The 24,896-nt window shown below is 68.5% G+C and carries 28 protein-coding genes; 10 read left to right on the top strand and 18 right to left on the bottom strand.

Annotation, left to right across the window (positions count from 1 at the left end; all coding sequences use genetic code 11):
* Positions 1-270: 270 nt before the first annotated feature.
* A complete protein-coding gene (locus ACOJUJ_RS11530) occupies positions 271-699 on the bottom strand; it encodes a YciI family protein (RefSeq protein ID WP_420127022.1) in 429 nt (142 codons plus the stop codon).
* A 260-nt stretch (positions 700-959) separates the two neighbouring features.
* Between ACOJUJ_RS11530 and ACOJUJ_RS11525 the strand changes: the two genes are divergently transcribed.
* Complete coding sequence (locus ACOJUJ_RS11525; protein ID WP_420127021.1) at positions 960-1,313, top strand: DUF4377 domain-containing protein; 354 nt, start codon at positions 960-962, stop codon at positions 1,311-1,313.
* Positions 1,314-1,412: 99 nt separating this feature from the next.
* Here the strand turns inward: ACOJUJ_RS11525 and ACOJUJ_RS11520 are convergent, their stop codons facing one another.
* The 4 genes from ACOJUJ_RS11520 to ACOJUJ_RS11505 form a co-directional block, all read right to left on the bottom strand.
* On the bottom strand, positions 1,413-2,525 hold the full coding sequence (locus ACOJUJ_RS11520; protein ID WP_420127020.1) for a metal ABC transporter permease: 1,113 nt from the start codon (positions 2,523-2,525) through the stop codon (positions 1,413-1,415).
* The gene (locus ACOJUJ_RS11515) at positions 2,525-3,640 is read right to left on the bottom strand and encodes a metal ABC transporter permease (RefSeq protein WP_420127019.1); all 1,116 of its coding nucleotides are present in this window, start codon (positions 3,638-3,640) and stop codon (positions 2,525-2,527) included. The genes ACOJUJ_RS11520 and ACOJUJ_RS11515 overlap by 1 nt, the downstream gene beginning before the upstream one ends.
* 323 nt (positions 3,641-3,963) lie before the next feature.
* Positions 3,964-4,758 (bottom strand): metal ABC transporter ATP-binding protein, encoded by a 795-nt coding sequence (locus ACOJUJ_RS11510; RefSeq protein ID WP_420127018.1) that lies wholly within the window; start codon positions 4,756-4,758, stop codon positions 3,964-3,966.
* A gap of 20 nt (positions 4,759-4,778) precedes the next feature.
* Positions 4,779-5,714 carry a metal ABC transporter solute-binding protein, Zn/Mn family gene (locus ACOJUJ_RS11505; protein WP_420127017.1) on the bottom strand — a complete coding sequence of 312 codons (936 nt, stop codon included), beginning with the start codon at positions 5,712-5,714 and terminating at the stop codon, positions 4,779-4,781.
* Between the two features lie 378 nt (positions 5,715-6,092).
* On the opposite strand from ACOJUJ_RS11505, the gene ACOJUJ_RS11500 reads away from it, so the two are divergent.
* Positions 6,093-6,368 (top strand): hypothetical protein, encoded by a 276-nt coding sequence (locus ACOJUJ_RS11500; RefSeq protein ID WP_420127016.1) that lies wholly within the window; start codon positions 6,093-6,095, stop codon positions 6,366-6,368.
* An 87-nt stretch (positions 6,369-6,455) separates the two neighbouring features.
* On the opposite strand, the gene ACOJUJ_RS11495 is transcribed toward ACOJUJ_RS11500, so the two are convergent.
* The gene (locus ACOJUJ_RS11495; protein WP_420127015.1) at positions 6,456-6,845 is read right to left on the bottom strand and encodes a hypothetical protein; all 390 of its coding nucleotides are present in this window, start codon (positions 6,843-6,845) and stop codon (positions 6,456-6,458) included.
* Between the two features lie 98 nt (positions 6,846-6,943).
* A complete protein-coding gene (locus tag ACOJUJ_RS11490; protein WP_420127014.1) occupies positions 6,944-7,225 on the bottom strand; it encodes a hypothetical protein in 282 nt (93 codons plus the stop codon).
* Positions 7,226-7,488: 263 nt separating this feature from the next.
* On the opposite strand from ACOJUJ_RS11490, the gene ACOJUJ_RS11485 reads away from it, so the two are divergent.
* A complete protein-coding gene (locus tag ACOJUJ_RS11485) occupies positions 7,489-7,749 on the top strand; it encodes a GlsB/YeaQ/YmgE family stress response membrane protein (protein ID WP_420127013.1) in 261 nt (86 codons plus the stop codon).
* Positions 7,750-8,084: 335 nt separating this feature from the next.
* Here ACOJUJ_RS11485 and ACOJUJ_RS11480 read toward each other — a convergent pair whose 3' ends face one another.
* From ACOJUJ_RS11480 to ACOJUJ_RS11450, 7 genes are all read right to left on the bottom strand, one after another.
* Entirely contained in the window at positions 8,085-8,585 is a 501-nt protein-coding gene (locus tag ACOJUJ_RS11480) for a hypothetical protein (protein WP_420127012.1), read from the bottom strand.
* Positions 8,582-9,127 (bottom strand): energy transducer TonB family protein, encoded by a 546-nt coding sequence (locus ACOJUJ_RS11475; RefSeq protein ID WP_420127011.1) that lies wholly within the window; start codon positions 9,125-9,127, stop codon positions 8,582-8,584. The genes ACOJUJ_RS11480 and ACOJUJ_RS11475 overlap by 4 nt, the downstream gene beginning before the upstream one ends.
* A gap of 90 nt (positions 9,128-9,217) precedes the next feature.
* Positions 9,218-9,871 carry a class I SAM-dependent methyltransferase gene (locus ACOJUJ_RS11470; protein ID WP_420127010.1) on the bottom strand — a complete coding sequence of 218 codons (654 nt, stop codon included), beginning with the start codon at positions 9,869-9,871 and terminating at the stop codon, positions 9,218-9,220.
* Positions 9,872-9,905: 34 nt separating this feature from the next.
* Positions 9,906-10,406 (bottom strand): hypothetical protein, encoded by a 501-nt coding sequence (locus tag ACOJUJ_RS11465; RefSeq protein WP_420127009.1) that lies wholly within the window; start codon positions 10,404-10,406, stop codon positions 9,906-9,908.
* Positions 10,406-10,765: a cupin domain-containing protein gene (locus tag ACOJUJ_RS11460; RefSeq protein ID WP_420127008.1), complete on the bottom strand. Its 360-nt coding sequence runs from the start codon at positions 10,763-10,765 to the stop codon at positions 10,406-10,408. Before ACOJUJ_RS11460 ends, ACOJUJ_RS11465 begins: the two co-directional genes overlap by 1 nt.
* 116 nt (positions 10,766-10,881) lie before the next feature.
* On the bottom strand, positions 10,882-11,427 hold the full coding sequence (locus ACOJUJ_RS11455) for an XRE family transcriptional regulator (protein ID WP_420127007.1): 546 nt from the start codon (positions 11,425-11,427) through the stop codon (positions 10,882-10,884).
* Between the two features lie 29 nt (positions 11,428-11,456).
* Positions 11,457-11,816 carry a hypothetical protein gene (locus ACOJUJ_RS11450; protein WP_420127006.1) on the bottom strand — a complete coding sequence of 120 codons (360 nt, stop codon included), beginning with the start codon at positions 11,814-11,816 and terminating at the stop codon, positions 11,457-11,459.
* A 447-nt stretch (positions 11,817-12,263) separates the two neighbouring features.
* Between ACOJUJ_RS11450 and ACOJUJ_RS11445 the strand changes: the two genes are divergently transcribed.
* Both ACOJUJ_RS11445 and ACOJUJ_RS11440 read left to right on the top strand, forming a co-directional pair.
* The gene (locus ACOJUJ_RS11445) at positions 12,264-13,259 is read left to right on the top strand and encodes an ATP-grasp domain-containing protein (RefSeq protein ID WP_420127005.1); all 996 of its coding nucleotides are present in this window, start codon (positions 12,264-12,266) and stop codon (positions 13,257-13,259) included.
* Entirely contained in the window at positions 13,259-14,314 is a 1,056-nt protein-coding gene (locus ACOJUJ_RS11440) for an LLM class flavin-dependent oxidoreductase (protein WP_420127004.1), read from the top strand. Before ACOJUJ_RS11445 ends, ACOJUJ_RS11440 begins: the two co-directional genes overlap by 1 nt.
* 197 nt (positions 14,315-14,511) lie before the next feature.
* On the opposite strand, the gene ACOJUJ_RS11435 is transcribed toward ACOJUJ_RS11440, so the two are convergent.
* A complete protein-coding gene (locus ACOJUJ_RS11435) occupies positions 14,512-14,979 on the bottom strand; it encodes a cold-shock protein (RefSeq protein WP_420127003.1) in 468 nt (155 codons plus the stop codon).
* Between the two features lie 341 nt (positions 14,980-15,320).
* On the opposite strand from ACOJUJ_RS11435, the gene ACOJUJ_RS11430 reads away from it, so the two are divergent.
* From ACOJUJ_RS11430 to ACOJUJ_RS11410, 5 genes are all read left to right on the top strand, one after another.
* Entirely contained in the window at positions 15,321-16,478 is a 1,158-nt protein-coding gene (locus tag ACOJUJ_RS11430; RefSeq protein ID WP_420127002.1) for a glycosyltransferase, read from the top strand.
* 226 nt (positions 16,479-16,704) lie between these two features.
* On the top strand, positions 16,705-17,718 hold the full coding sequence (locus tag ACOJUJ_RS11425) for a PQQ-binding-like beta-propeller repeat protein (RefSeq protein WP_420127001.1): 1,014 nt from the start codon (positions 16,705-16,707) through the stop codon (positions 17,716-17,718).
* Between the two features lie 396 nt (positions 17,719-18,114).
* Positions 18,115-19,083: an NAD-dependent epimerase/dehydratase family protein gene (locus tag ACOJUJ_RS11420; RefSeq protein ID WP_420127000.1), complete on the top strand. Its 969-nt coding sequence runs from the start codon at positions 18,115-18,117 to the stop codon at positions 19,081-19,083.
* The gene (locus ACOJUJ_RS11415) at positions 19,083-20,309 is read left to right on the top strand and encodes an aminotransferase class I/II-fold pyridoxal phosphate-dependent enzyme (protein ID WP_420126999.1); all 1,227 of its coding nucleotides are present in this window, start codon (positions 19,083-19,085) and stop codon (positions 20,307-20,309) included. The genes ACOJUJ_RS11420 and ACOJUJ_RS11415 overlap by 1 nt, the downstream gene beginning before the upstream one ends.
* Complete coding sequence (locus ACOJUJ_RS11410; protein WP_420126998.1) at positions 20,306-21,466, top strand: GNAT family N-acetyltransferase; 1,161 nt, start codon at positions 20,306-20,308, stop codon at positions 21,464-21,466. Before ACOJUJ_RS11415 ends, ACOJUJ_RS11410 begins: the two co-directional genes overlap by 4 nt.
* Before the next feature lie 83 nt (positions 21,467-21,549).
* Here the strand turns inward: ACOJUJ_RS11410 and ACOJUJ_RS11405 are convergent, their stop codons facing one another.
* The 3 genes from ACOJUJ_RS11405 to ACOJUJ_RS11395 all read right to left on the bottom strand — a co-directional run bounded on the left by ACOJUJ_RS11405 (position 21,550) and on the right by ACOJUJ_RS11395 (position 24,640).
* Positions 21,550-23,202 carry a hypothetical protein gene (locus ACOJUJ_RS11405; RefSeq protein ID WP_420126997.1) on the bottom strand — a complete coding sequence of 551 codons (1,653 nt, stop codon included), beginning with the start codon at positions 23,200-23,202 and terminating at the stop codon, positions 21,550-21,552.
* A gap of 159 nt (positions 23,203-23,361) precedes the next feature.
* Positions 23,362-24,081: a class I SAM-dependent methyltransferase gene (locus ACOJUJ_RS11400; protein ID WP_420126996.1), complete on the bottom strand. Its 720-nt coding sequence runs from the start codon at positions 24,079-24,081 to the stop codon at positions 23,362-23,364.
* 4 nt (positions 24,082-24,085) lie between these two features.
* A complete protein-coding gene (locus tag ACOJUJ_RS11395; RefSeq protein WP_420126995.1) occupies positions 24,086-24,640 on the bottom strand; it encodes a GNAT family N-acetyltransferase in 555 nt (184 codons plus the stop codon).
* Positions 24,641-24,896: the final 256 nt, after the last annotated feature.

Below are 24,896 nucleotides of genomic sequence, written 5' to 3'. Positions count from 1 at the left end.
CAGGGCTGGTCCGATGGTCTTCGAAGCACCCCCCGCTCCGACGGACCCTCTCCCCCGACGTACCTTTTGCTCGTTCCTCGCAACGGCCGTCGACCCCTCCCCCAACTTCGGGGGAGAGGTGGGGTGTGCCGCGAGTGCGGTGCGCTTCGAAGCAGGCCGGAGCGGGATCGAATTCTCCCCTCTCCGTGAGGAACGAACGGGGAGGGGCCGGGGGAGGGGCACCCCGGCGGACGCAGTTTGATGGACTGCGAAGCGCCTCCAACCCGGCTGTCAGCCTCCGGCGATCCGGGCGCGCAGGCGCTCTTCGGCGGCGCGGTGCTCGCCGGTAGGGTCGCTGGCGGCAAAGTCTTCCGTCTCGAACACGGGACGGATCTCCACCTCGGGCTCGGTGCCGGGCATGGGGTTGGGCATGCGCTTTACCCACTCCAACGCCTCCTCCATCGACCGCACCTGCCAGAGCCAGAAGCCGGCGATCAGTTCCTTTGTCTCGGCGAAGGGCCCGTCGATCACCGTGCGCTGGTCGCCCGACATGCGCACCCGCTTGCCCCGCGAGCTGGGATGCAGCCCCTCGCCGGCAAGCATCAGCCCCGCGTTCACCAGCTCCTGGTTGTACTTGCCCATGTCGGCCAGCAGCTGCTCTTCCGGAAGCACGCCTGCCTCGGAATTCGGGTCGGCCTTGATCAGCACCATCACTCGCATCGTGGTATCTCCTTGGGATGGGTAGGTTCAGCGTCGGCTCCCGGCCGTTCCGCGACCGCGTCAACCTGCGCTCTACCCACACGACGAACAAGCGGCGGCGAAATCGACACGCCGCCGCCCGGCCCTGTTCATCCGCACACCGCTACTCTGCGCGAGGAAGGGACGCTATCCTTCCGGCACGGTCACCGTCACGGGCGGCGGGACTGAATCGTTTGATGCATCGTCCCATCGCCTTTACGTCACCGCTGCCAAGCCGATCCATGCGCCTGCTCCGTATCCATCTGCCGATCGCCGCACTCCTGTTCGCCGCGTGCAACCCCCTGCAGGCGCCGGTGGACATTGTAGAGGGACCGGACCAGCAGACGCTGTATGTGGCGCCGTATACACGTACCTGCCATGGGATGTACGAACGGCAGTGCATGCTGGTGCGGGAAAGCCGGGAGGGCGAGTGGCTCAACTTCTACGACCAGATTCAGGGTTTTACCTACGAGCCCGGCTACGCGTACATGCTGCTGGTGGGCTGGCGCGAGGTGCCCAATCCGCCCGCCGACGCTTCCTCGCGCGAGTACTGGCTGATCCGGACGCTGGAGAAGAAGCGGGCAACAGGTTCCTGAGCGGGAGCCAGGGTACGGAAGGCGATTGCGAAAGGCTCCGGATGCCACATCCGGAGCCTTTTCCCGTTCACCCGTTCACCCCTTCACCCGTTCACCCCTTCACCCAACCATCCCCACCGCCTCGCGCGCAGCCGTCCGCCCACGCTCCGTCAGCGCCAGCTGATCGTCCGCGCGGGTAAGCAGGCCCGTGCGCTCGGCGCCGCGGACGACGCGGCGGGCGAAGTCCGGCTGCCAGCGCAGGTGCTCGTGCAGGTGCGCCTCGCGGCTTTCCACGTCGGCGTCGGGCGACTGCTCGTGGTTCAGCAGGTGGATGGCCAGCATGGTCTGCGCGAACGCCCACCGCTGCCGCGCCCGCCGCCGCGCGATGGCCAGCAGCCCCCGCTCCGGCGCGAAGAAAAAGACCAGCAGAAAGACGACGCCCGTCATCGTGGCCATGGACCCCGCGATGGACACGTCCAGCAGGTAGCTCATCCAGTACCCCGCCAGCGCGCTCACCACGCCCAGAAGCATGCTGATGCCGATCATCCGCGGCAGCCGGTCCGTCAGCAGGTAGGCCGAGGCGGGCGGCGCGATCATCAGCGCGACCACCAGCACGGAGCCGACGGCATCGAACGCACCCACCGCCGTCACGCTTACGAGCGTCATGAACAGGTAGTGGATCAGCCCGGGCGCAAAACCCAGCGCGCCGGCCAGCGCCGCGTCGAACGTCGTCAGCTTCAACTCCTTGTAGAACGCCAGGATGAAGCTGGCGTTCAGCAGCAGCACGATCCCCATCAGCCAGAGCGTGCGCGGCCCCAGGTCCGTGCCGCCGATCACCAGCCGGTTGAAGGGCGCAAACGCCAGCTCGCCCAGCAGCACGGCGTCCACGTCCAGGTGCACGTTCCCCGCGTAGCGCGAGATCAGGATCACGCCCAGGCTGAAGAGCGCGGGAAACACCAGGCCGATGGCCGCGTCTTCCTTGACCAGCCGCGTGCGGTTGAGCACCTCGACCAGCGACACCGTCAGCACGCCGGTGAGCGCCGCCGCCAGCACCAGGAGCGGCGAGGCGATGTTCTCGGTGACGAAAAAGGCGAGGACGATGCCCAGCAGGATGGCGTGGCTGATGGCGTCGCTCATCAGCGACATGCGGCGCAGCACCAGGAACACGCCGGGGAGCGCACACGCCGCGGCGGTGACGGCCGCGATCCACTGGATCTCCTGTTCGGGACCCATCAGCTCTCCTCCTCGCCGTTGCCGCCGCGGCGGTCCATCTCGTTCTTGCCCTCAGCGGTGATGGACCAGCCGTCCGCGCCCGTCCTGCGCGCCCAGCCCCGCTCCGCCAGCGCCTGCAGCTCATGCCGCGCGCCGGGGTGCATGGCCTCGAGCACGGCGCTGGTGTGCACGTGGTCGTGCCCGCCGTGCTGCACCGACAGCGCGTTCAGGTCGCGCAGCACCGCCGTCACGTGCAGCTGCCGCCGGTTGCGCGCCTGCCGCACCCACTCCCAGACGAGGCCCCGGTTGGGCGCGAACGCCAGGGAAACCAGGACGATCACCGTCAGGCAAAGGACGATGGTGGGCCCCGTCGGCACGTGCTCGCCCAGCGAGCTGATGACGGCGCCGCTGACGCCCGCCAGCGCGCCCACGCCGCCGGCCACGATCACCATCGTGCCCATGCGGTCCGTCCACTGGCGCGCGGCGGCGGCGGGGGCGACCACCATGGCGCTCATCAGCACCACGCCCACGGTCTGCAGGCCGATGACGATGGAAAGGACGAGCACGGAGGTCAGCAGCACGTCCAGCCAGCGCACGGAAAAGCCCATGCTGGCCGCGAAGTCAGGATCGAACGAAAGCAGCTTGAACTCCTTCCAGAACAGCGCCGCCACGGTCACGGCGATGCCGCCCAGCACGGAGATCATGATGACGTCGCGGTGCAGCAGCGTGGCCGCCTGGCCAAAGAGAAAGCGGTCCAGGCCGGCCTGGCTGGCGTCCGGCTGCTTCTGGATGTACGTCAGCAGGACGAGTCCGAAACCAAAGAAGACGGAGAGGACGATGCCCAGCGCGCTGTCTTCCTTGACCCGCGTGGCGTTGACGATGCGCATGACCAGCAGCGTCCCCAGCCACCCCGCGGCCGCCGCGCCCAGCACCAGGACGAGCGGCGCCTTGCTGCCGGTGAGCAGAAAGGCGAGGGCGATGCCGGGGAGCGCGGCGTGGCTGATGGCGTCGCCCAGCAGGCTCTGCTTGCGCAGCACGGCGTACGAGCCCAGCGAGCCGCTGGTGGCGCCCAGCGCGGCCGCGCCCAGCGCCACGGTGCGCAGCGTGTAGTCGCCGAAGAGGTCGGGAAGCTGCATGGACGGAGTGCGAAAGTACGAAAGTACGAAAGTACGAAAGTACGAAAGTACGAAAGTGCGAAAGTGCGAAAGTGCGAAAGTGCGAAAATGCGAAAGTGCGTTTCCGGATCTGCATCGAGCGCAGGGTCTTACAGCGTCGGGCTGCGCGCGGACCCCTCACCCCCGGCCCCTCTCCGCAAACTGCGCGGGAGAGGGGAGGTTCGATCGCGCCAGGCAGGTGGCGGCGCACAGTCCGCGCAGGCAGACTTCGTGACGTTCCAGCCGCGGTTTCAACCGCCCGACGCGCCCGCCCGCCGAAGCACTGCCCTGCCTCAGTCCGCGCCTCAGTCCGCCGCCGCCTGAAGGCTGGGCGAGTCGTCCATCGCCTCCGCGTGGCCGTTGCGCCGCTGAAGAAAGGGAACCCGGCCGCCATAGGTGAGGCGCAGGTTCTCTTCGGTGAACACCTCGTCCACCGGGCCGCAGGCAATGCGGCGCACGTTCAGCAGCAGCACCTGGTCAAAGTACTCCGGCACCGTCTCCAGGTCGTGATGGACGACGACGACGGTCTTGCCCGCCTCGCGCAGCTGCTGCAGCACGGTGACGATGGCGCGCTCCGTCTTGGCGTCGACGCCCTGGAACGGCTCGTCCATCAGGTACAGCCCGGCGTTCTGCACCAGGGCGCGGGCCAGGAACACGCGCTGCTGCTGGCCGCCGCTGAGCTGCGAGATCTGCCGCTCGGCAAAATCCTGCATGGCCACCTGCGCCAGCGCCGCCATGGCCGCCTCGCGCTGCTTCTTTCCCGGCCGCCGCAGCCACCCCAGCGAGCCGTAGCACCCCATCATCACCACGTCCAGCACGCTGGTGGGAAAGTCCCAGTCCACGCTGCCTCGCTGGGGCACGTACGCCACCAGCTTGCGCTGCTCCGCGTACGGCCGCCCATGCACCAGCACCTGCCCCGCCGCCGTGCGCACCAGGCCCAGGACGGCTTTGATGAGCGTGGACTTGCCCGCGCCGTTGGGGCCCACGATGGCCATCAGCACCCCCCCGGGCACCTGCAGGTCCACGTCCCACAGCACCGGTTTTTCACGATAGGCCACCGTAAGGTCGTTCACCTCGATGGCCGGTGTCGCCTCGTGCATCATGCTTTCTCTCGCCTGGATCACGGCTCGCGCAGCAGCGCGCGCACGATGGTGTCGATGTTGTGGCGTACCATTCCCTGGTACGTGCCCGCGGGCGTCCCGGGGTTGCCCATGGCGTCGGAGTACAGCGACCCGCCAATCTGCACGTCGAAGCCGCGGGCACGCACCGCCTCCTGCACCGCTTCGATGGTGCGGCGCGGGATGGACGATTCCACAAAGACGGCGGGGATGCGGCGTGTGGCGATGAACTCCGCCAGCTCCTGCACGTCGGCCGTTCCCGCCTCGGCCGCGGTGCTGATCCCCTGCAGCCCGCGCACCTGAAATCCGTACGCCCGCCCGAAGTAGTTGAAGGCGTCGTGCGCGGTGATCAGCACGCGCTTTTCCTGGGGCACCAGCGCGGCCTGCGCGCGGACGTACTGGTCCAGCTCCCGCAGCTGCGCCTGGTAGCGCTGCGCGTTGGCAAAGTAGTCGCTGGCGTGGGCCGGGTCCCGCTTGGCCAGAGTCTGCGCGACCACGTCTACCGTGTACGCCCAGAGGCGCACGTCAAACCACACGTGCGGATCGTGCGCGCCCTCGAACTCCGGCGGGGAAAGAAGCTGGTCGACCGGGATGCCGGTGGTGACCGCCGCCACGGCGGTGCGGCCGCCCATCTCCTCCAGCACCTCGCCCATGCGGGCCTCCAGGTGCAGGCCGCCGTAAAAGATGACGTCGGCGCGGAACAGGCGGCGCACGTCGCCTTCGCTGGCCTTGTACAGGTGCGGGTCCACGCCGGGCCCCATCAGCCCCACCACGCGCACGTGCTGGCCACCCACGTTCTCCACCACGTCCCGGATCATCCCGATGGTGGCGACGACGTTCACCCGCCCCTCTTCCTGCGGCGGATCCGGCGGCGCGCAGGAGCCGGCCGCCACGGCGCACGCCAGCGCACCCAGCAGCCGCCCCACCCTCCGTGCCATCCCTCGTCCACGAGATTTGTACATCTCTGCAAAGTCGATTTTTAGAGTAGCTTAAATTTCCTGCAGCGAGGATACACCGCGCTGGCGCCGTCGTCAAGGGTTTGATGATGGACGCGAGCCGCCACGGAAGGAGCAGGGGCGGAAGCCCGGGGGGGTGCCACGGCACCTTCCGGAGCGATCGGATCCTCCTCTCTTCGCCAGGAACGGAGCGAAGAGGGCGGGGGAGGGTCACCGTCGCGGCGCCTCCCCTCTCACCGAAACACGTTTCCCGCTGACCTGTTACAAATCTTCGACCAACCCGGGGCCACGCCGTACACGGTGGCGTTCAGCTTTCCCTGTCGACACGCATGACATGGAACGCAGCGGAGGCAAAAGGCGATGACGATGTTTGACGATGCGGTGGCGGCATATCTGCACCGCGCGGACCGGCCGGCGCCCTGGGCGCGGCGGCAGGAAGAGGATGCGCTGGATGGATTGTCCGGGTGGCTGCACGGCGCCGCGGGCGACGTTCCGCTGGCGGCCGTGACGCCGCAAATCGTCTTTCGCTATGCGGCGGAGTGCCAGGTAAGTGCCCAGGAGCTGGACGAGCTGCACGATGCGCTGGCCGCTCTGTTCCGCTGGAGCCGCGCCGCCCGGTCGGCCGTCGGCGGCTGACACAGCGGTAGCCGAAAGATGCCAGAAGCCCCGTCCGGCGCGCGCGTGCTCGCTGGGCGGGGCTTCGATCATCGTGGGGAAGGGGGTTCAGCCGCTCTGGCTGACGGCGTGGAGCGTGTACAGACCCAACGCCACGAGCCCGGTCAACACGGCTCCCCCCACCGTAGCCCAGAAATCGGGCTCGCCGGGCTCAAAGAGCAGCACCTCGCTTCGGTGCAGCGCCACGCGCTGGCCGTTCGCGCGCAGCAGGCCCGACGGGTCCGGCGCCCCTTCTCCCCGGCCGATCACGCTGTCCGGCGTGACCCGCACCCTGTGCATCACCATCATCCTCCCCGTGGTTCGGGGAGTTACGCGGGCGGAGGCGTACGTGACCGTTGCCTCCTCCGGTGCCGGCATCGCGCGCGGGGGCGCCCATCGCGTGCATCCGGCGGCGGCGGCCACCAGCAGGACGGGCAAGAGGCGCTGGATGAGCTTCATCGCGAGATCCGGAACGGTTTCCGTAACGGCGGGTCCTCGATCGCGAAGCGACCCACGCAAGATCCGGACGGGGGCAGGCGCGCCGATCGCCCCGGGGATCAGAGCCGCGACAGGAACTCGATTCCGCCCACGCGCCGACCGGCGAGCACGTCGAGCACCAGGGTGCCCTCCTTCGGATGGTGCAGCGTCAGCGACCGCTCGATCTGCCACTCGGCGCCGGGCTGGTTGGCATTCGCCGGGTCCACGAAGTACACGTACGCCCGCCCGCCCTCCATCGCCCGGGTGCAGCGCGCGAGCGCATCCGCCAGCCACGGCTCCTCCGGCACGTTCGCGCGGGCCCACTCCGCGAGCCAGGCGGGATCGTACGGCTTCCAGTCCATCGCATCCTCCCATCTCGTCGATGCCTGTAACACGACCCCGGCCTTCGCCCCGGGTGTGACAAGGTTCTTGCATGTACCGCAATCCGTGCCTGTCCGCGCTCCCACGGCCGATCTGGTGGGATGGGGCAACTCGCCGCTCCTGTTACAGCGAAGGGCAGGCGGAAGATTCCCGTCGCCGGCTTTCCGTGACGAGGCGGAGCCGTGGCGCGTCGATGGGCAAGGCACAGATTGGGGCGGACACTCACACGGAGGGAGGACGGACGATGGACATTCTGACGTGGATCATCGTGGGCCTGGTGGCGGGCGTGCTGGCGGGGCTGATCGTGGGCGGGGTGGGGCTGATCGGCGACATCGTGGTGGGGATCGTGGGCGCCTTTGTGGGCGGATGGCTCTTTCGCCAGCTGGGGGTGACCACCCCGTTCAGCGGCCTGGCGGGCACCATCTTCACGGCGTTCATCGGCGCGCTGATCCTGCTGGTGCTGCTGCACGCCCTCCACCGCCGCCGCGGAGGCCGGCGCCTCTGAGCGCTTCGATCAACGGATGCCCGCTACAACGCCAGCGCCTGTTTTCAGTCATCCTGAGGGGAGGCGCCACGCTGCATCCTGTTCCTACGACGCAGGTTGGCGCCGACCGAAGGACCTTGCCGGCAGGGCTGAGAGGCCGGATCTTCGCTCAAGCGCATGCCCTACGGTGGCGGAAAGAAGGTCCTTCGGTCGCGCGCAAAGGGCGGTGCAGGGTACGGTTTCGCGCGGCGCTCCCTCAGGATGACCGGGCGCGGAAGTACAGGGGAAGAACCGCGTCTCAAGAATCAACGGCTGTAGGAATGGGCTCCGCTGCCATCAGCGGAGCCCGCTTTCAATTACCAGGGATAGATTCGCCGCCACGTCCGCGTAGCGTGGCCTCCCACGGCGCCCAGCAGCGCGCCCACGGTGCCTCCCACCGCGGTGCCCGTCACGCCCAGAAGCAGGGATCCATCCACGCACTCGTCGCCGGCTCCCTCGCACAGCCCCTGTCCCAGCAGCAGCCCCGCGCCCCCCAGACCGAGCGCGCCGATCAGCGCGCCTGTCGTTGCGCCGGGGCCGGAGTCGCGCTGCCGCACCCAGACGCTGTCCACCGCGGCAAACGGCACCACCTGCTCCCGCGTTCCGCGTCCAATGCGCAGCTGCGTGCTCTCGATGGGTCCGCAGAGGCCCCGCACCCGCTGGCCGGAGGCCGTGGCGACAAGCACCTCGCGCTCGCCCGGGCACAGCGCGCCCAGCCACTGCTCCGCCCGCGCCGAGTCCATCTGCTGCGCCGCCGCCGGCGCCGCAAAGACCAGCGCGGCGGCCGCCACCACGGCCAGCAGGCGCGCGCGGATCACGGCGTTACCCGGACCTGCGTCTCGCGCCACGCGTCGTCAAAGTCCGAGGCAAAGCGCAAGGTCAGGTGCAGGTACGCGGGCGCGCGGCACGAGCCCACCAGCACCGGCGCGAAGCGCGCCTGGCGCCACAGGCGCTGAAGCTCCGCGTCCACGTCCCGATTTCCGGAGGCTGCATCCACGTTCACCACCCGCCCGTTCGCGTCGATGCGCACCAGCGTGGTGGCCTCGCCGTCCACCTGCATCCCCGCGCGCAGAAAGCGGTGGATGTACATCTCCACCAGCTCGCGGAAGCGCTCGCGGTTCAGGATCTCCGGCTTCTGGTCGCTCTCCAGGATGCGGACCTGCGTCCCGGCCGGCAGCGCGCCGCTGGCGTTGAGCGCCTGCACCATCTCTTCGCGCGTCTGGCCCGGCGGCACGGTGACCGCCAGCCGCGAGATGCCGCCCTCCGCACATGCGGGGATCGTATCCGCCGCCGCACCCTGGGCGTGCAGATCGCCGGCGCCGGCCAGCATGGCGGCCACGACGAGGAGGCGTGTTTTCATGGATGGATGATTCGAAGGGGAAACATCAAATGTTTCACCGCCGGCACCTGATGGCAAGCCGGGCCGCTTCCACCGGGGATTCGCGCGGAGTTACGCCGGGTTCGCGGGGCGCCGCGCGAAAACGTAGGCGCGGCGGGTGGGATGCTCCACGAAGGGATACGGATCGCGGACGATCGGCTCCACCTGCTCAAATCCGGCGCCGTGCAGCGCGGCCTCTACGTCCTCCACCCGGTGGAAGCGAAAGTCCACGGATGCGCGGTGGCCGAACATCTCGTCCACGTGCACCACGTCATCGCCCACGTGGAACGCCATCAGCAGCGGCGCGCCGGGCCGCGACACCCGGTGCATCTCCCCAAGCGCCGTACGGAGCTGCTGCGGCGAGAAGTGCACGATGGCGTAGAAGGCCACGATCCCCGCCGCGCTCCCGTTCACCAGCGGGAGCGCCAGCATGTCGCCGGTCTCAAAGGCGATCTCCGGATGCCGCCGCCGTGCCTCCGCCACGCACCGCGGCGACAGGTCCATCCCGCGCACGTCCACGCCCAGCGCGTGCAGAAACGCCGTCGTCTGCCCGCCCGATCCGCAGCCCAGGTCGTACACCGGCCCGGCACCGCGCACCTCCGCGGCGAAACGCTCCAGCAGCGCGCGGTCCAGCGGCTTGTCCGCCAGCTCGCCCGCGAACTGCTCGGCGTACTCCGGCGCCACGGCGTCGTAAAAGGCGCGCACCTGCTCCGGCCCCTGGCTCATTCACCGCCTCCCGCGGATGGAGGGTGCGACGGCATCAGCGGGGATACAGCCGTCTCCATACGCGCACCTCGCCTCCGATCAGCCGGCCGACCAGCGCGCCGGCCAGACCCCCGCCTACCGCGCCGCCAAGGGTGTGCGCCCTCACGTCGTCCCCGCACGCATAGTCGCAGAACACGGCGATGTACAGCGCGCCCAGCGCACCGCCCACGCCCGCGCCCACCCACGCGCCGGTGATGGTGCCGCTGCGCGTCGCCGGCGCGCGCATCCAGATGCTGTCCACGGCCGTGTACAGCACCGGCTGCGCCGAGTCCCCCCGCACCACCAGCAGCCGCGCATCCTGCAGCACGCACACGCCACGGAACCGCTCGCCGAAGGTGGTGGAGATCTGCACGTGCGCGCCGGGGCACAGGCCGGGGCGTCCCAGCACGGCGCGCGCGGAATCGGGATCCTGCCCCGCCGCCCGCCCCGGCGCCGCCGCGGCCACGCACGCCAGGAGCAGGATCAGCAGCCGCCACCGCATGATGCGGACGCGCATCAGATGCGCTGCAGGTCGTGCTTCGTGAGCGCGTGCTCCACGTCGCCCGTGTGCTTGGTGGACGCGGGCTCGAACAGCAGCACGTGCACCTCGTCGTCCGCGATGGGCCGGTGCTCCACGCCGCGCGGCACGATCAGCACCTCCCCCTCGCCCAACTCGACCGTGCGGTCGCGGAACTCCATCCGCAGGCGCCCCTTGAGCACCAGGAACAGCTCGTCCTCGTCCGCGTGGTCGTGCCAGACGAACTCGCCCTGCAGCTTGGCCAGCTTTACGTGCTGCCCGTTCAGCTCGCCCACGATGCGCGGGTGCCAGTGGTCGCTGAACAGCGAAAGCTTCTGGGCCAGGTTGATCGCTTCCATGCGTGCGTCTCCATGTCGTTCGTCGCCGGTGCCGTGCGGCCGCGGAACACAAACGGGCGCTTCGTCGCCGGGCGCCCGCTTGCGTTGTGGTGCAATGTGCCCGGGAGGCGTTCGGCCTATGCGGCCGCGGTGTCCACGGGCTTGCTTCCGTTGCGCGTATCGACGGACTCAAGGTCGATGTAGACCGTTTCGTCGGGAAATCGAGCCACAAGGTAAAGCTCGCCGCCCATGGCCGCGACCACGTTGCGAAGGGTGCCGATCAGCATGTCGCTTCGCCGCTCCATCCGCGAGCACGCACCCTGGTTGATCGACAGCCGGTTGGCGAGCTCCGCCTGGGACAGCTTCCGCGCTCCGCGAAGCTCCGGGAGCGTGGCCCGCACCGGTGGTTTGGTGGGCGTCTGGCTGAGCAGAAGCTCCACGACGCGACTATATGCCGCGTCGACGGTTCGATAGACCTCGTCCGGTTTTGCGCCGTAGTCGTCTTCCGACGGAGTAGAGACGCCGAATCCGCGGTCCGTCCTCCATTCCACGACGACGAGATGGCCTTGCAACGTAGCGTCGAGAAACCATCCTCCTGACGCCGCATCCGGCCGGTCGATGGTCAAACATGCGGTGGGAAACCGCGCCGCCAGGCGCTCTGTGAGATGCTCGAGCTCGTTCATCCTGTCTTCCATTTTTCCACTCCGGGATTTCAGTCGAGCTCCCATACGCCGTGCCCATCCAGCCCCGGCTTTCGAACCTCGATCCGGTCGCTCAGCGCAACGATCTCGATCGATCCATTCTCTCCGACGTATGTATTATGCCGGCGACTTCGGAATCGCGTCATCTGGGGATGCCCGGGTACCGCACGAGCGGCGTCACGTTGGGGTGGATAGATCCTCTGGTCGCTTTGCCAGTTCTCAGGGCTGTTGGGAACTCCGCTCATCTCGTCCTCGACCGCATCCAGGATCTGGGCCAGCTGCGTCAGGGCTTCGTCGGCCGAGCCCGCACCCGGAGACGCGAGCAGTCTTCGAAAAAATTCATCGAGGCGTTCACGCTTGGGCACCTCCATTCCAGCACCCTCCGTCCTGTGCCCATGCCTCGAAAGTCATTATGACCTAGGAGGCATGGCAATGTCAAGAGACTGTTTCGTCGTCCCCAGGTCTGTCCGAACCCAAATGGTATAGGGATATTGCGCGGTGTTCAATCCGTTCCCTTTTTCCGTCGCCACGGGCATGGTGGGCGTGCCTTTCCTGCCGCTTGGGTTGCGCTGCGGTGCGCAGGTGAATATCTTAGTGCTATGCTAATCGACCGCGCCGCGCGCATGTGCCATTGTTGTTGGATGCGCTCCCGCACCATGGGGAGGGCAGGCGACGGCATTGGCGTACGGGCACGGGTTGAAAGCTGACCTGACCGGCCGGGATTGATCCCGGCTACCCGACGCAGAGACCGCAGCCGCGACTCCCCGGAACGGAGTCGCGGCTTTTTTTGTTTACCCGGCGCACGGAGAACGCGTCCCATGTCCACAGTACCGGCCAACCGGCCCATCGGCATCTTCTACGAGCACCCGGAGTGGTTCAAGCCGCTCTTCGCGGAGCTGGACCGCCGCGGCACGCCGTACGTAAAGCTGCACGCCGACGAGCACGTGTTCGACCCCGCGGAGCAGCCGGCGTACTCGCTGGTGTTCAACCGCATGAGCCCCAGCGCGTACCTGCGCGGCCGCGGCAACGCCATCTTCTACACGCAGGCGTTTCTGGCTCACCTGGAGCGCCGCGGCATTCGCGTGGTGAACGGGACGGAGGCGTTCGGCAACGAGATCAGCAAGGCGGCGCAGCTGTCGCTCATCGAGTCGCTGGGGCTGCCGTACCCCCGGGCCCGCGTCATCCACCGCCCGGAGCAGGCGCCGGCCGCGGCCCAGGGGCTGCGCTGGCCAATCGCGGTCAAGCCCAACATCGGCGGCAGCGGCGCGGGGGTGCGCAAGTTCGATACGCCCGAGGCGCTCCGGCAGGCGGCGGAGACGGACCTGGACCTGGGGATCGACAGCACCGCGCTGGTGCAGGAGTTCATTCCCCAGGAGGAAAGCCGCATCGTCCGCGTGGAGGTCGTCGGCGGCAAGTACATCTACGGCATCCGCATCTACACGCCGGGAACCAGCTTTGACCTGTGCCCCGCGGACGTGTGCCAGCGCGTGGACGGCGCCGAGCTGGACGCGCAGATCTGCGCGGTCGACGCCCCCAAACGCGGGCTGCGCGTGGAGGGCTACGAGCCGCCGCGCCCGGTGATCGAGGCGGTGGAGCGCATCATGGCGGCGGCGGGAATCGAGGTGGGCGGCATCGAGTACATGATCGACAGCCGCGACGGACAGCTGTACTACTACGACGTCAACGCGCTCAGCAACTTCGTGGCGGACGCGCCCAACGTGGTGGGCTTCGATCCGTTCGCGCTGCTGGCGGACTGGCTGGAGCGCGAGGCGGCCGCCGCGGTGGCCGCCGGCGCGGAAAGGGAGGCGGCCTGATGCGCTTTGGATACTGGCTCCCCGTCTTTGGCGGCTGGCTGCGCAACGTGGACGACGAGGGGATGGAGGCCACCTGGTCGTATGCGAAGAAGCTGGCCCAGCGCAGCGAGCAGATCGGCTTTGACCTCACGCTGGTGGCGGAGCTGAACCTGAACGACATCAAGGGGATGGAAGCGCCGTCGCTGGACGCGTGGAGCACCACCGCGGCACTGGCGGCGGTCACGGAGCGGCTGGAGATCATGACCGCCGTGCGCCCCACTTTTCACTCGCCCACGCTGCTGGCCAAACAGGCCGCCAACATCGACCGCATCAGCGGCGGCCGCCTGTCGCTGAACGTGGTGTCGAGCTGGTGGGCGACGGAGGCGAAGCAGTACGGCGTGCAGTTCGATCAGCACGACGACCGCTACGCCCGCACCAGCGAGTGGCTGGACGTGGTGGACGGGATGTGGACGCAGCCGCGCTTTTCCTACAGCGGCACGTACTACACGGCGGATGACGCCATCCTGGAGCCCAAGCCGGCCCGCCGCCCGCGCCCCACCCTTTACGCCGGCGGCGAGAGCCCCGCGGCCAAGGCGCTGATCGCGCAGAAGTGCGACGCGTGGCTTACCCACGGCGACCCGCCGGAGACGATCGGCGCCAAGGTGGCCGACATGCGCGAGCGGCGGGAGCGGCTGGGGCTGGGGCCCATGCGGTTTGGCGCGGCGGGGTACGCGGTGGTGCGGGGGACGGAGGTGCAGGCGCGGGCCGAGGTGGCGCGGATCACGGACGTACAGCAGAGCGCGCGCGGCTACGCCAACTACCAGGACTGGATCGGCAACACGCAGCTGGAGCAGCGGGTAAGCCTGGAGGACTACTCCGTGAGCAACCGCGGCCTCAAGAGCGGCCTGGTGGGCACGCCGGAGCAGGTGGCGGAGCGCATCCTGGAGTTCGAGCGCGCGGGGCTGGACCTGCTGCTGCTTCAGTTCTCTCCGCAGCTGGAGGAGATGGAGCGCTTTGCCGAAGAGGTGATTCCGCTGGTCAACGGCGCACGACCGGCCGAGCGCGCGGCGGCCTGATCCGGCAACGGAGGAAGGGTACAGAGGAACGGGGAAAAGCCAGAGGAACGGAGGAAGACTGGATTCCCCTGTTCCTCTGGCTGTTCCCCGTTCCTCTGCACCCTTCGCCGTTCTTCCCCTTCAGGATGCACGGAACCCCGCCGCTCGTCATCGCGAGCGGCGGGGCGTCCGGTCCCAGCCGTCCATGCAGGTGCCTGCTACCAGTCGTCGCCAGCGCCGTAGTCGCGCCGGCCACCGCGGCCGCCGCCCCCGTTGCCGCCGCCCCAGCCGCTGTCACGGCCGCCGCTGTTGCCCCGCCCGCCGCCGCCACCGCCGCGGTTGTATCCACCGCCACCCCCACCGCCGTATCCACCCTGGCTGCCGCCGCCGTAGCCGCCGCGATCAGCGCCGCCGTACCCGCCCCCACCGTAGCCGCCGCCCTGGCCAACGTCCGCCGGCTGGTCGCCGCCCTCGGGCGCGTTCAGGCGCACCAGGTTGGCGGCCTTGAGCCCCTTGGGCTCTTCGATGACCTCGAACTCCACGGCCTCGCCCTGTTCCAGGGTCTTGAAGCCGCGGCCCGAGATGCCGCTGTGGTGCACGAAGATGTCGGTACCGTCATCCCGGGTGACGAAGCCGAAACCCTTCTCCTGCGAGAACCACTTGACCGTACCGGATGCGCGTTCCATGGGACGTTGCTCAGATGGGGGGACACGGTGGAGCAGGTGGACCGGGGGGTGCCTGTTTGCACGGATCGTTCCCCGCCCGTCCCACCTGTTTGCCGGCGTCCGGGGGTGGTTCGTGGGGGTGCCTGTAACTGTTCGATCTACATGCGTTTACGACGATGTTTCAGGAGCTAGGAAGCTCCGTTTTCGTGTTCCGGACGCGCCGGGTTTGCGGGTGGGAGCGGGGCACATCTGCCCCGATGTGGTGCGCGCCTGCCACGGTGGCCGGGGCACCCGGCGTGCGATACACTCCCCGGCCGCCGCTCCGCCTACCGGAGTGCTCGGGACGCATGAAGCCCCATCCGATGATCGAATCCATCCTGTTCTGGCTGGCCGCCGCCGCGGTGGCGGGCTTTGCCGTCGCCTTTGTGGAGCTGGCGCGCGGCGGCCGCAGCCTCAAGCAGCTGCACCTGCTGGCGCCCGCGGACGCCGCGACCCTGCCGTCCGTCTCCATCGTGATCGCCGCGCGCAACGAGGAGCGGGGGATCCAGCCCGCGCTGCGCTCCGTCCTGCATCAGCAGGGGGAGCGCATCGAGGTGGTTGCCGTCGACGACCGCTCGGATGATTCCACGGGCGCCATTCTGGACCGCATCGCCGCCGAGAATCCCCGCCTGCACGTGGTTCACGTCACCGAGCTGCCGGCGGGATGGCTGGGAAAAAACCACGCCCTCTGGCTGGGCGCGGCGGCCGCGCGCGGCGAGCTGCTGCTGTTCACCGACGCCGACGTGGTGATGAAGCCGGATACGGTGCTCCGCGCCGCCGGCTACCTGCAGCGCGAGGGGCTGGACCACCTGACCGTGGCGCCGATGGTGATCATGCCGGGCGCGCTGCTCAAGGCGTTCGGGATCGTCTTTACCATCATGTTCGCGTTCTTTACCCGGCCGTGGAAGGCGCGCAACCCGCGCAGCAGGGCGCACATCGGCATCGGCGCGTTCAACTTGGTGCGCGCCGACACCTACCGCCGCGTCGGGACGCACCAGGCCATCGCCATGCGCCCCGACGACGACCTGAAGCTGGGCAAGCTGATCAAGAAGAACGGCGGCGTGCAGGAGATGGCGGCCGGCGCCGGGCAGATCTCCGTGGAGTGGTACCACAGCGTGCGCGAGGCGGTGCGCGGGCTGCGCAAGAACGGCTTTGCGGGGGTGGATTACCGGATGTCGATGGTGATCTTCGCCACCCTTGCGCACCTGCTGTTCTTCATCTGGCCGTTCATCGCCGTGTGGGTGACGGATGGACCGACGCGGATTCTGTACGCCGCGGCCATCGGCATCCTGCTGCTGATGTACGCCGGTTCCGCCGCCGCGCAGGGCTCGCCGGTGTGGCATGCGGTGCTGTGGCCCGTCGCCAGCGCGATGTTCATCTTCGTCGTCTGGAACGCCACCATATACGCACTGGTGAACCGCGGCATCGAGTGGCGCGGCACCCATTATCCGCTGGACGAGCTGAAGGCGAACCGGGTGTGAGTGGCCGGCTCCGTCTCGGCGTTTGAAACCGCGGCTGGAAAATCACGAAATCCGCCTGCGCGGATTGTAGCCGCGGCATCGGGACCCAGGCAGCGTGCTGCGGACGGATGATCGATACGCTAGGATAAGCTCGCTAGGGGACGTAATATTAGGGGCTCGCTCGAGAGCTTCCCGAACACGCGGCGCCCTCGCCTGCGGCCGAGCCTACCCCGCAACTTCCCCGCTCATGACGAAGTCCGTTCTCAGCTCGTGCGCCGTGACCATGCTGCTCGCCTGCACGGGTTGTGGCGGTGGTGACCGGGCCGACGGTTCACCCATGGGCCGGAGCTTTCGCGACGTGCAGGCGCGGACCGCCTGGACGCGAGGGGGGACCGAGTCCGACACTACGCTCCTGGCGCCGGTTTCCCTGATTGCAGACGCGAGGAATGTGTACGCGCTCGACGCCGCTGGAAGCCGCGTAGTCGCGTTATCCGCCGTCGACGGCTCCACCGTGTGGACGGCTGGCCGTACGGGAAGCGGGCCTCGTGAATTCCGCGCACCGTCTGCTTTAGCGCTGTCGCCGCTGGACGAGATCATCGTTGCCGATCCCACCAACGACCGGCTTGCGGTCCTCGACCGGAAGGGCGAATTCCGCGGCAGCGTGCCGTTGCGCGGGATCGGCTATCCGGTTTCGCTTTGTCCGCTGGCCGACTCGACCATCGTGGTCACGATCCTGACCACTGCGGGGTTTCCCGTCGTGCGGCTCGCCCGTAGCGGTGCCGTCCTCCAGCGCTTCCGCCTGCCCTGGGCCGACCTCCACGACGCGGAGGCTCTGGCCGTACAGTCGGATGTCGCCGCACTTCCGGATGGCAAGGGCTGCATGCTGGCCCTTGCCTTGGGGCGCGGGTTCGCGCGGCTGGAAGCGGACCGGTTCGGACCGGCACACGCGTATGTGGAAGCGATGGAGCTGCCGGTCCCGGAGTGGACGGAAGTGCACGGCCGGCCGATGCAGCAGCTGTCGAAAAAGCAGTCAGGCGCGCGTGGTGCGTTCGTGGTCTCAGATCGGCTGATCGTGCCCTTTGGTGGCGAATCGAAAGCCGCGGGACGCATCGAGGACGTGTACGACGCACGGAGCGGGCAATACCTCTACACGCACCGCCTTCCGTTCTGGTCTGCCCGCACCGCACTGGCCGGGCAGCGCTCGTACCACCTCACGACGAGCGACGGGTACCCCGCCATCCGCGCCGTCGACCGAAGCTGACCTTCGATCCAGCGCCCCCAAACGGAGCAGGCGTGAGCCAGGGAGGGGTCCGCGCGAGGCGACGTCAGTGTCCTTCGATCCGTAGAAGCCCCACGCAGTTTGTGGGGCTTTCCGCCGTTGTTGCGGCGGCTTCAGCACTCCCACGCGGGTGCCGGTCCTCTCCGGAAATCCTAACAAACGTCCGACCCACAAGCGGTGTTCGGGTTGACACAACCCCGCATCAGGGCTAGGTTTGCGGCCAGCCGGGCAGTCCCGGAGACGGGCGCCGGAGCCGGACACGAGCGCACGGAGGATCAGGCGGCCTCGCCGGATCCTCCTTTTCATTGCCGGGGCGCCGGAAACGGGCCGCGGATCGTTGCGTTTTCGTCCACAGCCGTGCATCTTGCTGCACAGTCCATGAGCCGAATCGCACTGATCACCGGGGCCACCGGCTTTGTCGGCGGGCACCTGGTCCGGCGGCTGGCCGCGGCGGGGTGGAAGGTGCGCGCCCTGGTCCGGGCCACCAGCGACACCCGCCTGCTTGACGAGGTGGGTGCCGAGCGGATCGTGGGCGACCTGGACGCGGTCGACGCCATCCGCGAAGGCGCCAGCGGCGCCGACACCGTGTTCCACCTGGCCGCGCTCACCATCGCGCGGGGCGAAGCGCCGTTCGTGCGGGCCAACGCGCAGGGAACCCGCAACGTCGTGCGCGGGGTACTTTCCGCCTCCGCGCGGCCCCGGCGGCTGGTGTACCTTAGCTCGTACGCCGCCTGCGGCCCCGCGCGCCACGGCCGCCCGCGCGGCACGGACGAAACCCCCGAGCCGCTTACCGCGTACGGGCGCACCAAGCTGCTGGGCGAGGCCGCGGTGCGCGAGGCCGAACGGGACGGCGTACAGGCCGTCATCCTGCGCGCGCCGCCGGTGTACGGACCCGGCGACACCGCCCTTCTCCCCTACTTTCGCCTGGTGAAGCGCCGCCTTGCCCCCGCGCCCGCGGGGCCCGGCCTGCGCACGCACATGGTGTACGTGGAGGACCTTGCCGCCGCCGTGCAGCGTGCCGCCGACGCGCCCCCGGGCACCTACGCCGTCGCGGAGCCGGTGGAGCACCCCTGGCAGAGCGTGGTCGGCAACATCGCCGCGGCGCTGGGGACACGGCCCGTACGCGTGCCGCTGCCGCCGGCGCTGGTGCGCGGGGCGGGAACGGTGGCCGGATGGTTCGGTGGACTGGGCGTGTTCAACCGCGAAAAGGCCGAAGAAATGCTGGCCCCCGCGTGGTTGTGCGACCTGCGAGGTTTGGACGCGCTGCTGCCGCCGGGCACGGCCACCCCGCTGGCGGAGGGCATAGCCCGCACCGCCCGCTGGTACCAGGAACACGGATGGGTTTGATGGCGACGATCGAGGAAACCGTGCGGAAGACCGTGGACCTGTTCGACAAGTGCCGCCGGTTCACGGCGGCGCGCGAGATGATGGACCGCGGCCTGTATCCGTACTTTCAGCCCATCGAGGCCAGCCACGACACCGAGGTGGTGATCCGCGGCGAGACCAAGATCATGGTGGGCAGCAACAACTACCTGGGCCTTACCCATCACCCCTACGTGCTGGAGAAGGCCCGCGACGCGCTGTTCCGCTACGGCACCGGCAACACCGGCAGCCGCTTTCTGAACGGCACCCTCGACCTGCACGAGCAGCTGGAGCGGCGCCTGGCGAGCCTGATGGGCGCCGAGGCGGCGCTGGTGTTCAGCACCGGGTACCAGACCAACCTGGGGATCATTGGCGGGCTGGTCACGCGCGGGGCCGTCGTCGTGCAGGACCGGCTGAACCACGCCTGCCTGCTGGACGGTGCGCAGCTGGCCGCCGGCGAGCTGGCGCGCTACGCCCACGCCGACATGGGCGCGCTGCGCCGGCTGCTGGAGCGCAACCGTGACGCCAACGGCGTGCTGATCGCCACCGACGGCGTGTTCAGCATGGAAGGCAACATCGTCGACCTGCCCACGCTGGTCGACATCAAGGACGAGTACGGCGCCCGCCTGCTGGTGGACGACGCGCACTCCGTGGGTGTGTTGGGCCCCAACGGCGGCGGCACGGCCGAGCACTACGGCCTGCAGGACCGCGTGGACCTGACGATGATCACCTTCTCCAAGTCGTTCGCCTCCATCGGCGGGGCCGTGGCGGGGCCGGAGGACGTGATCCACTACCTTAAGCACCACTCGCGGCCGCTCATCTTCAGCGCCTCCATGCCCGGCTCGGCCGTGGCCACCGTGCTGGCCTGCCTGGACGTGATGGAGCAGGAGCCCGAGCGCCGCCAGCGCCTGTGGGAGAACGCCGACTACCTGCGCGGCGGCCTGAACTCGCTGGGCTTCGACACGGTGGGCTCGGAGACGCCCATCATCCCCGTGTCGTCGGGCGACATGGAAAAGACCTTCATCTTCTGGCGCGCGCTGTTCGATGCCGGGATCTTCACCAATCCCGTGCTGCCGCCGGCCGTCCCGGAGAACGCGTGCCGGCTGCGCACCTCGGTGATGGCCACGCACACGCGCGAGCAGCTGGACCGGGTGCTGGACGCCTTCCAGCGCGTGGGCCGGCAGCTGGGGATCGTGGGGGCGGCCGCGTGAGCAGCGCGGCGCCCGCGGCACCCTCCGCCGCGCGGGACGTGCGCATCCGCGAGATCCCGCACGGCGCTTCGATGAAGCCCTTCATCGACCTGTCGTGGAAGATCAACGCGGGCGACCCCCACTGGGTGCCACCGCTGCGGATGGCGCTGGAGCCGGTGCTGGATCGAAAGAAGCACCCGTTTCACCAGCACGCGGACGTCGCCTACTTCCTTGCAGAGCGCGGGGACGAGGTGATCGGCCGCGTCGCCGCCTGCGTAAACCACCAGTACAACCAGTTCCACGACGACCGCACCGGCTTCTTCGGCTTCTTCGAGTGCATCGACGACGCCGGGGTGGCCGCGGCGCTGCTGGACGCGGCGGCGGAGTGGCTGCGCGCGCGCGGCCGCGACCTGATGCGCGGGCCCATGAACTTTTCCACCAACGACGAGTTCAGCTCGCCCGGGGTGCTGATCGACGGGTTCGACACGCCGCCGGCGGTGATGATGTCGCACAACCCGCGGTACTACGGCGGGCTGATGGACGCGGCGGGGATGGAAAAGACCAAGGACCTGGTGGCGTACTGGATCGGGCCCGACATCCCCGAGCGGCTGCGGAACGCCATGGAGCGACTGTCGCAGCGGGCCGGCGTCACCATCCGCTCCGTGCGGATGAAGGAGCTGAAGTCCGAGGTGGCCAGGGTGCAGGAGGTGTACAACGCCGCCTGGAGCCAGAACTGGGGCTTTGTACCCATGACGGAGGCGGAGTTCAACCACATGGCCAGCGAGATGAAGCCGGTGGTGGACCCCGACCTGGTGCTGCTGGCCGAAAAGGCGGATGGCGAGCCGATCGGCTTTTTGCTGGCGCTTCCGGACCTGAACCGCGCCTTCAAGCACCTGCCCGACGGCAAGCTCTTTCCCTTCGGCGTCTTCAAGTTCCTGTGGCAGAAGCGCAAGATCCGCACGGCGCGCCTGCTTACCCTGGGCCTGAAGCCCGGCTATCAGCACCTGGGCCTTGGCGCGGCGATGTACACGCGGCTGCTGCAGATTGGCGTGGGCAAGGGCTACACGGGCGCCGAGGGCTCGTGGATCCTGGAAGACAACCACGAGATGTGCACCGCCCTGGAAAAGCTGGGTGCCGACAAGTACAAGCGCTACCGCGTGTACGACCGGGTGCTGTAGGCCTGGCGACGTAGATCTGGACCGAAACGAGAACGGCTGCGCGAGGTGCGCAGCCGTTCTTGTGTTTGGGATGGACGTCGCCCTTACTTGGGCCGCTCTTCACCGGCCCGCTTGGCGGGCGCCTGTGGAGACTTGGCCTTCTCCTCCGGCGAGCGGCCGGCTCCGCGGATACTGATCACCTTGTTCAGCATGTCGAACCAGAACGGCGCGCCCAGTGAGATCGCGATTGCCGTGAGCAGCAGGCCCAGCAGCTTGGACCAACTCGGACCGGTATCGAACGGGAACAGGTCCGCGTGGTGCTTGTCTGGCGCCAGCTTCGTTTCAATCCAGGTGAGAGGACGCCGCACGATCCCGGCAGCATTCCGCTCGTACCGGCCGGTAGACGTCGAATCGGCGCGTATCAACCGGGCACGTACCGCGTCGTCCGTCGTCCAGCCCAGCTTTAGCTCCAGGCTGTCGAGCCGCGCCCGTGCCAGCCTGTAATTGAACTGCGCGCTGTCCAGAGGAGTGCGCGGTTTCGTGGAATCCGTCTTGGTGGAATCCGTCCTGGCGGAAGCATTGCCCTGATTGGCGTCGCCGCCCTTCTCCGCGCCGGGCGCAGCGCTGCCCGCACCGCCGCTGGTGCGCGGAACCGTGTCGATTGTGGTCTGAGCGCCGGTCGTGGCGACGGAGTCTCGCGGCGTGCCGGCAACACCCGTGGCCGGTGAGTTCTGAGCAGTGCCGGAGGCGCCCGGGGCGGAACCAGTGGTGGCCGTGCCGCTTTGAACGGGAGGACGTGACACCGAGTCGAGCACGCCGACGGAGGCGATGGCGCGCGCGGCCATCCCGTCGCGGATCGTGTCGTTCGTGGCAAGGCGGCGCCACATGTCGATGGTGTCGGCGTTGGAGCACGACGCGATCAGCAGCCCGATCGCGAAGAGCCATCCCTGAATGGTGCGTTTGTACGCGCCCGACACGCGGTCCATGGAGTTGTTGAACCAGATCTCTACACCGTCGTGAAGCTTCTGGAGCTGCGTCTGTGAATCGGCCAGAAGGCCGGCGACCTGCACCTGCAGTGCGCTGGCCAGCTTGTCGGCCTGCGGCAGCGCGCCCAGCGTGCCGAGATGTTCGGTGAGATCCCGCGACGACTGCTGCTGCAGGACCGCGAGCACCTGCGTCAGCCTGGCCCTGGTGGCGGTGAGCCTGGCATCGGCGGCGGCCTGCAGGGCTTCCCTGGTATTCGCCTTCGCGGCTGTGGCTTCGGCGTCCAGCGCATTCTTCTCCGCCTCGGCAGCTACCTCGGCGAGGGTCTTTCCCTCTGGAGGGGTGAACAGTTTCTCCAGCTTGGGACCCTTGTCATCCACGCCCAGGATGTCCAGCAGGGCGAGCGCGAATGTGCGGGCGGGCATGTACGATGGAAGGCGCGGCTTCTCATCCAGGCCGCGAATCTTCAGGAGAAATCGACCGAAACGTCCACGCCGTGTGGCGTACGGGCGGATAAGGCGATGGTTGTACAGCTGCTCCGTCAGCAGCGCACTGCTCGTAGTCAGCTTCTTTCCCACGCCGTCCAGCGCGTTCTGCACCGCACCCTTCTCATCCAGATCATCCAGCAGCCGGCCGAGTCCCCGCGCCAGCTCCCTGCCGCGCAGATTCAGGACGGCCGAGACATATTCGTTCAACGCCGTGGCAAGCAGGGACAGCAGCAGGTACACGAACATCAGCCCGATCACTACGTCCAGGATCTCAAGGCCGAACATGGTTCCTCGCGTTGTCGTAAGAAGGGCAGGCGCCGCTGAGGGATGGAAACAGACGCGGCATGCTCCACTGGATGGGCGGGGCCGTGCGTTTTCCCGTTATTTTTGCTGGGTGATGTTGCGTGAGGATGGGAGACGGCCCACACGGATGTGCTGAATCCGCTAACCCGGCTGGCGGGCGAAGTACAAACCACGGCCGGTGAGCCCCCGTGGATCGTGCTCCACCACCTCCAGGCCGGCGCCGTGGATGGCATCCAGCATCTGCTCGGTCGTGAACAGGCCCAGCTCGTGGTGCTCCTCGAAGTGCTCGATGCCCTCCGCGCTGCCGATCAGGTACGAGAAGGTGAGCACGGACAGGTCGCCGCGCATGCCGCTGTGCACCATCCGCGCGACCTTCAACCGCGGTGATTCGGGCGTGTCGGTGCGCACGTGGCCGGGGATGAACGTGTCCGGCGTAAGCCATGGCTCCACCACCGCCACGCCGCCGGGGAGCAGGTGCCGCGCGAAGGTGCGCATCGTCTGCCGCAGCCGCTCGTTCGTCTTTACGTAGCCGATGGCGCTGAACAGGCAGACGAGCGCGTCGTAGCGGCGGTCCAGGTCAAAGTCCGCCATGTCGTGCTGGTGGAACGCGCTGTCCGGATACCGCTCCCGAGCGATGGCGAGAAAGCCGGCGTCGACGTCCACCCCGTCGCAGCGGTAGTGGCGGCGCAGGTGGGCCAGGTGGCTGCCCGTGCCGCATCCCACGTCCAGCAGCGCGTTTCCGTCGGAGCGCAGGTGCGCCTGGATGCGGTCATGGAGGAACTCCGCTTCTTGCTCGTACGGCTTGCCCACGTAGATCAGGTCGTAAAACCTGGTGGAACGGGCGTAGGCAGATTCGCTCATCGGATCATCCGGAAAGGGTGCGGGCCGCCTCCCACTCGGAGCGGAGAAGCCCGTACAGAGACAGGTCCCAGAAGCGGCCCCGGAAGAACTGGTGATCGCGCAGGCGCACCTCCAGGCGCATCCCCACGCGCTGCAGCACCCGCGCGGAGGCCGTGTTCTCGCTGACGCAGTGCGCGTGGATGCGGTCCAGCCACCACTCGCCGAAACCCCAGTCCACCATCGCCCGCGCCGCCTCCGTGGCGTAGCCGCGTCCCCAGTAGTCCGGCGACAGCTCAAAGCCCATGTCGGCCACCGGCTCGTTTGCCGATTCGCGCCGCACGCCCACGTTGCCCACCAGCTCCCCCGTATCCGCAAGGGTGATGGCGAGCTGGGCTTTTTCGCGCGGCTGCTCGCCCTGCCACAGGATGAACTGGTAGATGAGCGCCTGGCACTGGCGCTCCGTCACCTCGTCGCGTTCGTAGAACCGCAGGTAGCGGGGATCGTTTTCGTACGCGAAGGTGGCCTGCCAGTCGTCGGCGGTGAACTCGCGGAGGATCAGGCGCTCGGTTCGGAGGATCAACGGATGTTCGGGGGTGGAGGCGATCTCGTGCGGACCGATCAAAAGATGTGACGGAGGTGGCGCGTCCGCAAAGGAATTGAGGTGCGAGCCCGCCGGGACGCCGTGCCACAGATTTCCCGTTCACCCGTTCACCCGTTCACCCGTTCACCCGTTCACCCGTTCACCCGTTCACCCTCACACCCTCACACCCTCACCCGCCCTTCGCCTCGCCACCGGCGGGCGCGGCACCCTGCCGGTCGCGGGGAAGGCGGCGACC

The organism is Longimicrobium sp. (genome assembly GCF_048594345.1).
Classification (GTDB): domain Bacteria; phylum Gemmatimonadota; class Gemmatimonadetes; order Longimicrobiales; family Longimicrobiaceae; genus Longimicrobium.
The sequence above is the reverse complement of the archived record's forward strand: the minus strand, read 5'-3'. Positions and strand labels throughout refer to the sequence as shown.

Bases quoted from the DNA above. Each gene is read 5' to 3' on its own strand.
- ACOJUJ_RS11520 (WP_420127020.1), bottom strand. From the start codon at position 2,525: ATGGGTCCCGAACAGGAGATCCAGTGGATCGCGGCCGTCACCGCCGCG.
- ACOJUJ_RS11450 (WP_420127006.1), bottom strand. From the start codon at position 11,816: ATGGAGGTGCCCAAGCGTGAACGCCTCGATGAATTTTTTCGAAGACTG.
- ACOJUJ_RS11530 (WP_420127022.1), bottom strand. From the start codon at position 699: ATGCGAGTGATGGTGCTGATCAAGGCCGACCCGAATTCCGAGGCAGGC.
- ACOJUJ_RS11400 (WP_420126996.1), bottom strand. From the start codon at position 24,081: ATGAGCGAATCTGCCTACGCCCGTTCCACCAGGTTTTACGACCTGATC.
- ACOJUJ_RS11430 (WP_420127002.1), top strand. From the start codon at position 15,321: ATGATCGAATCCATCCTGTTCTGGCTGGCCGCCGCCGCGGTGGCGGGC.
- ACOJUJ_RS11435 (WP_420127003.1), bottom strand. From the start codon at position 14,979: ATGGAACGCGCATCCGGTACGGTCAAGTGGTTCTCGCAGGAGAAGGGT.
- ACOJUJ_RS11420 (WP_420127000.1), top strand. From the start codon at position 18,115: ATGAGCCGAATCGCACTGATCACCGGGGCCACCGGCTTTGTCGGCGGG.
- ACOJUJ_RS11470 (WP_420127010.1), bottom strand. From the start codon at position 9,871: ATGAGCCAGGGGCCGGAGCAGGTGCGCGCCTTTTACGACGCCGTGGCG.
- ACOJUJ_RS11415 (WP_420126999.1), top strand. From the start codon at position 19,083: ATGGCGACGATCGAGGAAACCGTGCGGAAGACCGTGGACCTGTTCGAC.
- ACOJUJ_RS11425 (WP_420127001.1), top strand. From the start codon at position 16,705: ATGACGAAGTCCGTTCTCAGCTCGTGCGCCGTGACCATGCTGCTCGCC.
- ACOJUJ_RS11440 (WP_420127004.1), top strand. From the start codon at position 13,259: ATGCGCTTTGGATACTGGCTCCCCGTCTTTGGCGGCTGGCTGCGCAAC.
- ACOJUJ_RS11495 (WP_420127015.1), bottom strand. From the start codon at position 6,845: ATGAAGCTCATCCAGCGCCTCTTGCCCGTCCTGCTGGTGGCCGCCGCC.
- ACOJUJ_RS11490 (WP_420127014.1), bottom strand. From the start codon at position 7,225: ATGGACTGGAAGCCGTACGATCCCGCCTGGCTCGCGGAGTGGGCCCGC.
- ACOJUJ_RS11475 (WP_420127011.1), bottom strand. From the start codon at position 9,127: ATGAAAACACGCCTCCTCGTCGTGGCCGCCATGCTGGCCGGCGCCGGC.
- ACOJUJ_RS11465 (WP_420127009.1), bottom strand. From the start codon at position 10,406: ATGCGCGTCCGCATCATGCGGTGGCGGCTGCTGATCCTGCTCCTGGCG.
- ACOJUJ_RS11460 (WP_420127008.1), bottom strand. From the start codon at position 10,765: ATGGAAGCGATCAACCTGGCCCAGAAGCTTTCGCTGTTCAGCGACCAC.
- ACOJUJ_RS11455 (WP_420127007.1), bottom strand. From the start codon at position 11,427: ATGAACGAGCTCGAGCATCTCACAGAGCGCCTGGCGGCGCGGTTTCCC.
- ACOJUJ_RS11525 (WP_420127021.1), top strand. From the start codon at position 960: ATGCGCCTGCTCCGTATCCATCTGCCGATCGCCGCACTCCTGTTCGCC.
- ACOJUJ_RS11510 (WP_420127018.1), bottom strand. From the start codon at position 4,758: ATGCACGAGGCGACACCGGCCATCGAGGTGAACGACCTTACGGTGGCC.
- ACOJUJ_RS11485 (WP_420127013.1), top strand. From the start codon at position 7,489: ATGGACATTCTGACGTGGATCATCGTGGGCCTGGTGGCGGGCGTGCTG.
- ACOJUJ_RS11445 (WP_420127005.1), top strand. From the start codon at position 12,264: ATGTCCACAGTACCGGCCAACCGGCCCATCGGCATCTTCTACGAGCAC.
- ACOJUJ_RS11405 (WP_420126997.1), bottom strand. From the start codon at position 23,202: ATGTTCGGCCTTGAGATCCTGGACGTAGTGATCGGGCTGATGTTCGTG.
- ACOJUJ_RS11505 (WP_420127017.1), bottom strand. From the start codon at position 5,714: ATGGCACGGAGGGTGGGGCGGCTGCTGGGTGCGCTGGCGTGCGCCGTG.
- ACOJUJ_RS11515 (WP_420127019.1), bottom strand. From the start codon at position 3,640: ATGCAGCTTCCCGACCTCTTCGGCGACTACACGCTGCGCACCGTGGCG.
- ACOJUJ_RS11500 (WP_420127016.1), top strand. From the start codon at position 6,093: ATGACGATGTTTGACGATGCGGTGGCGGCATATCTGCACCGCGCGGAC.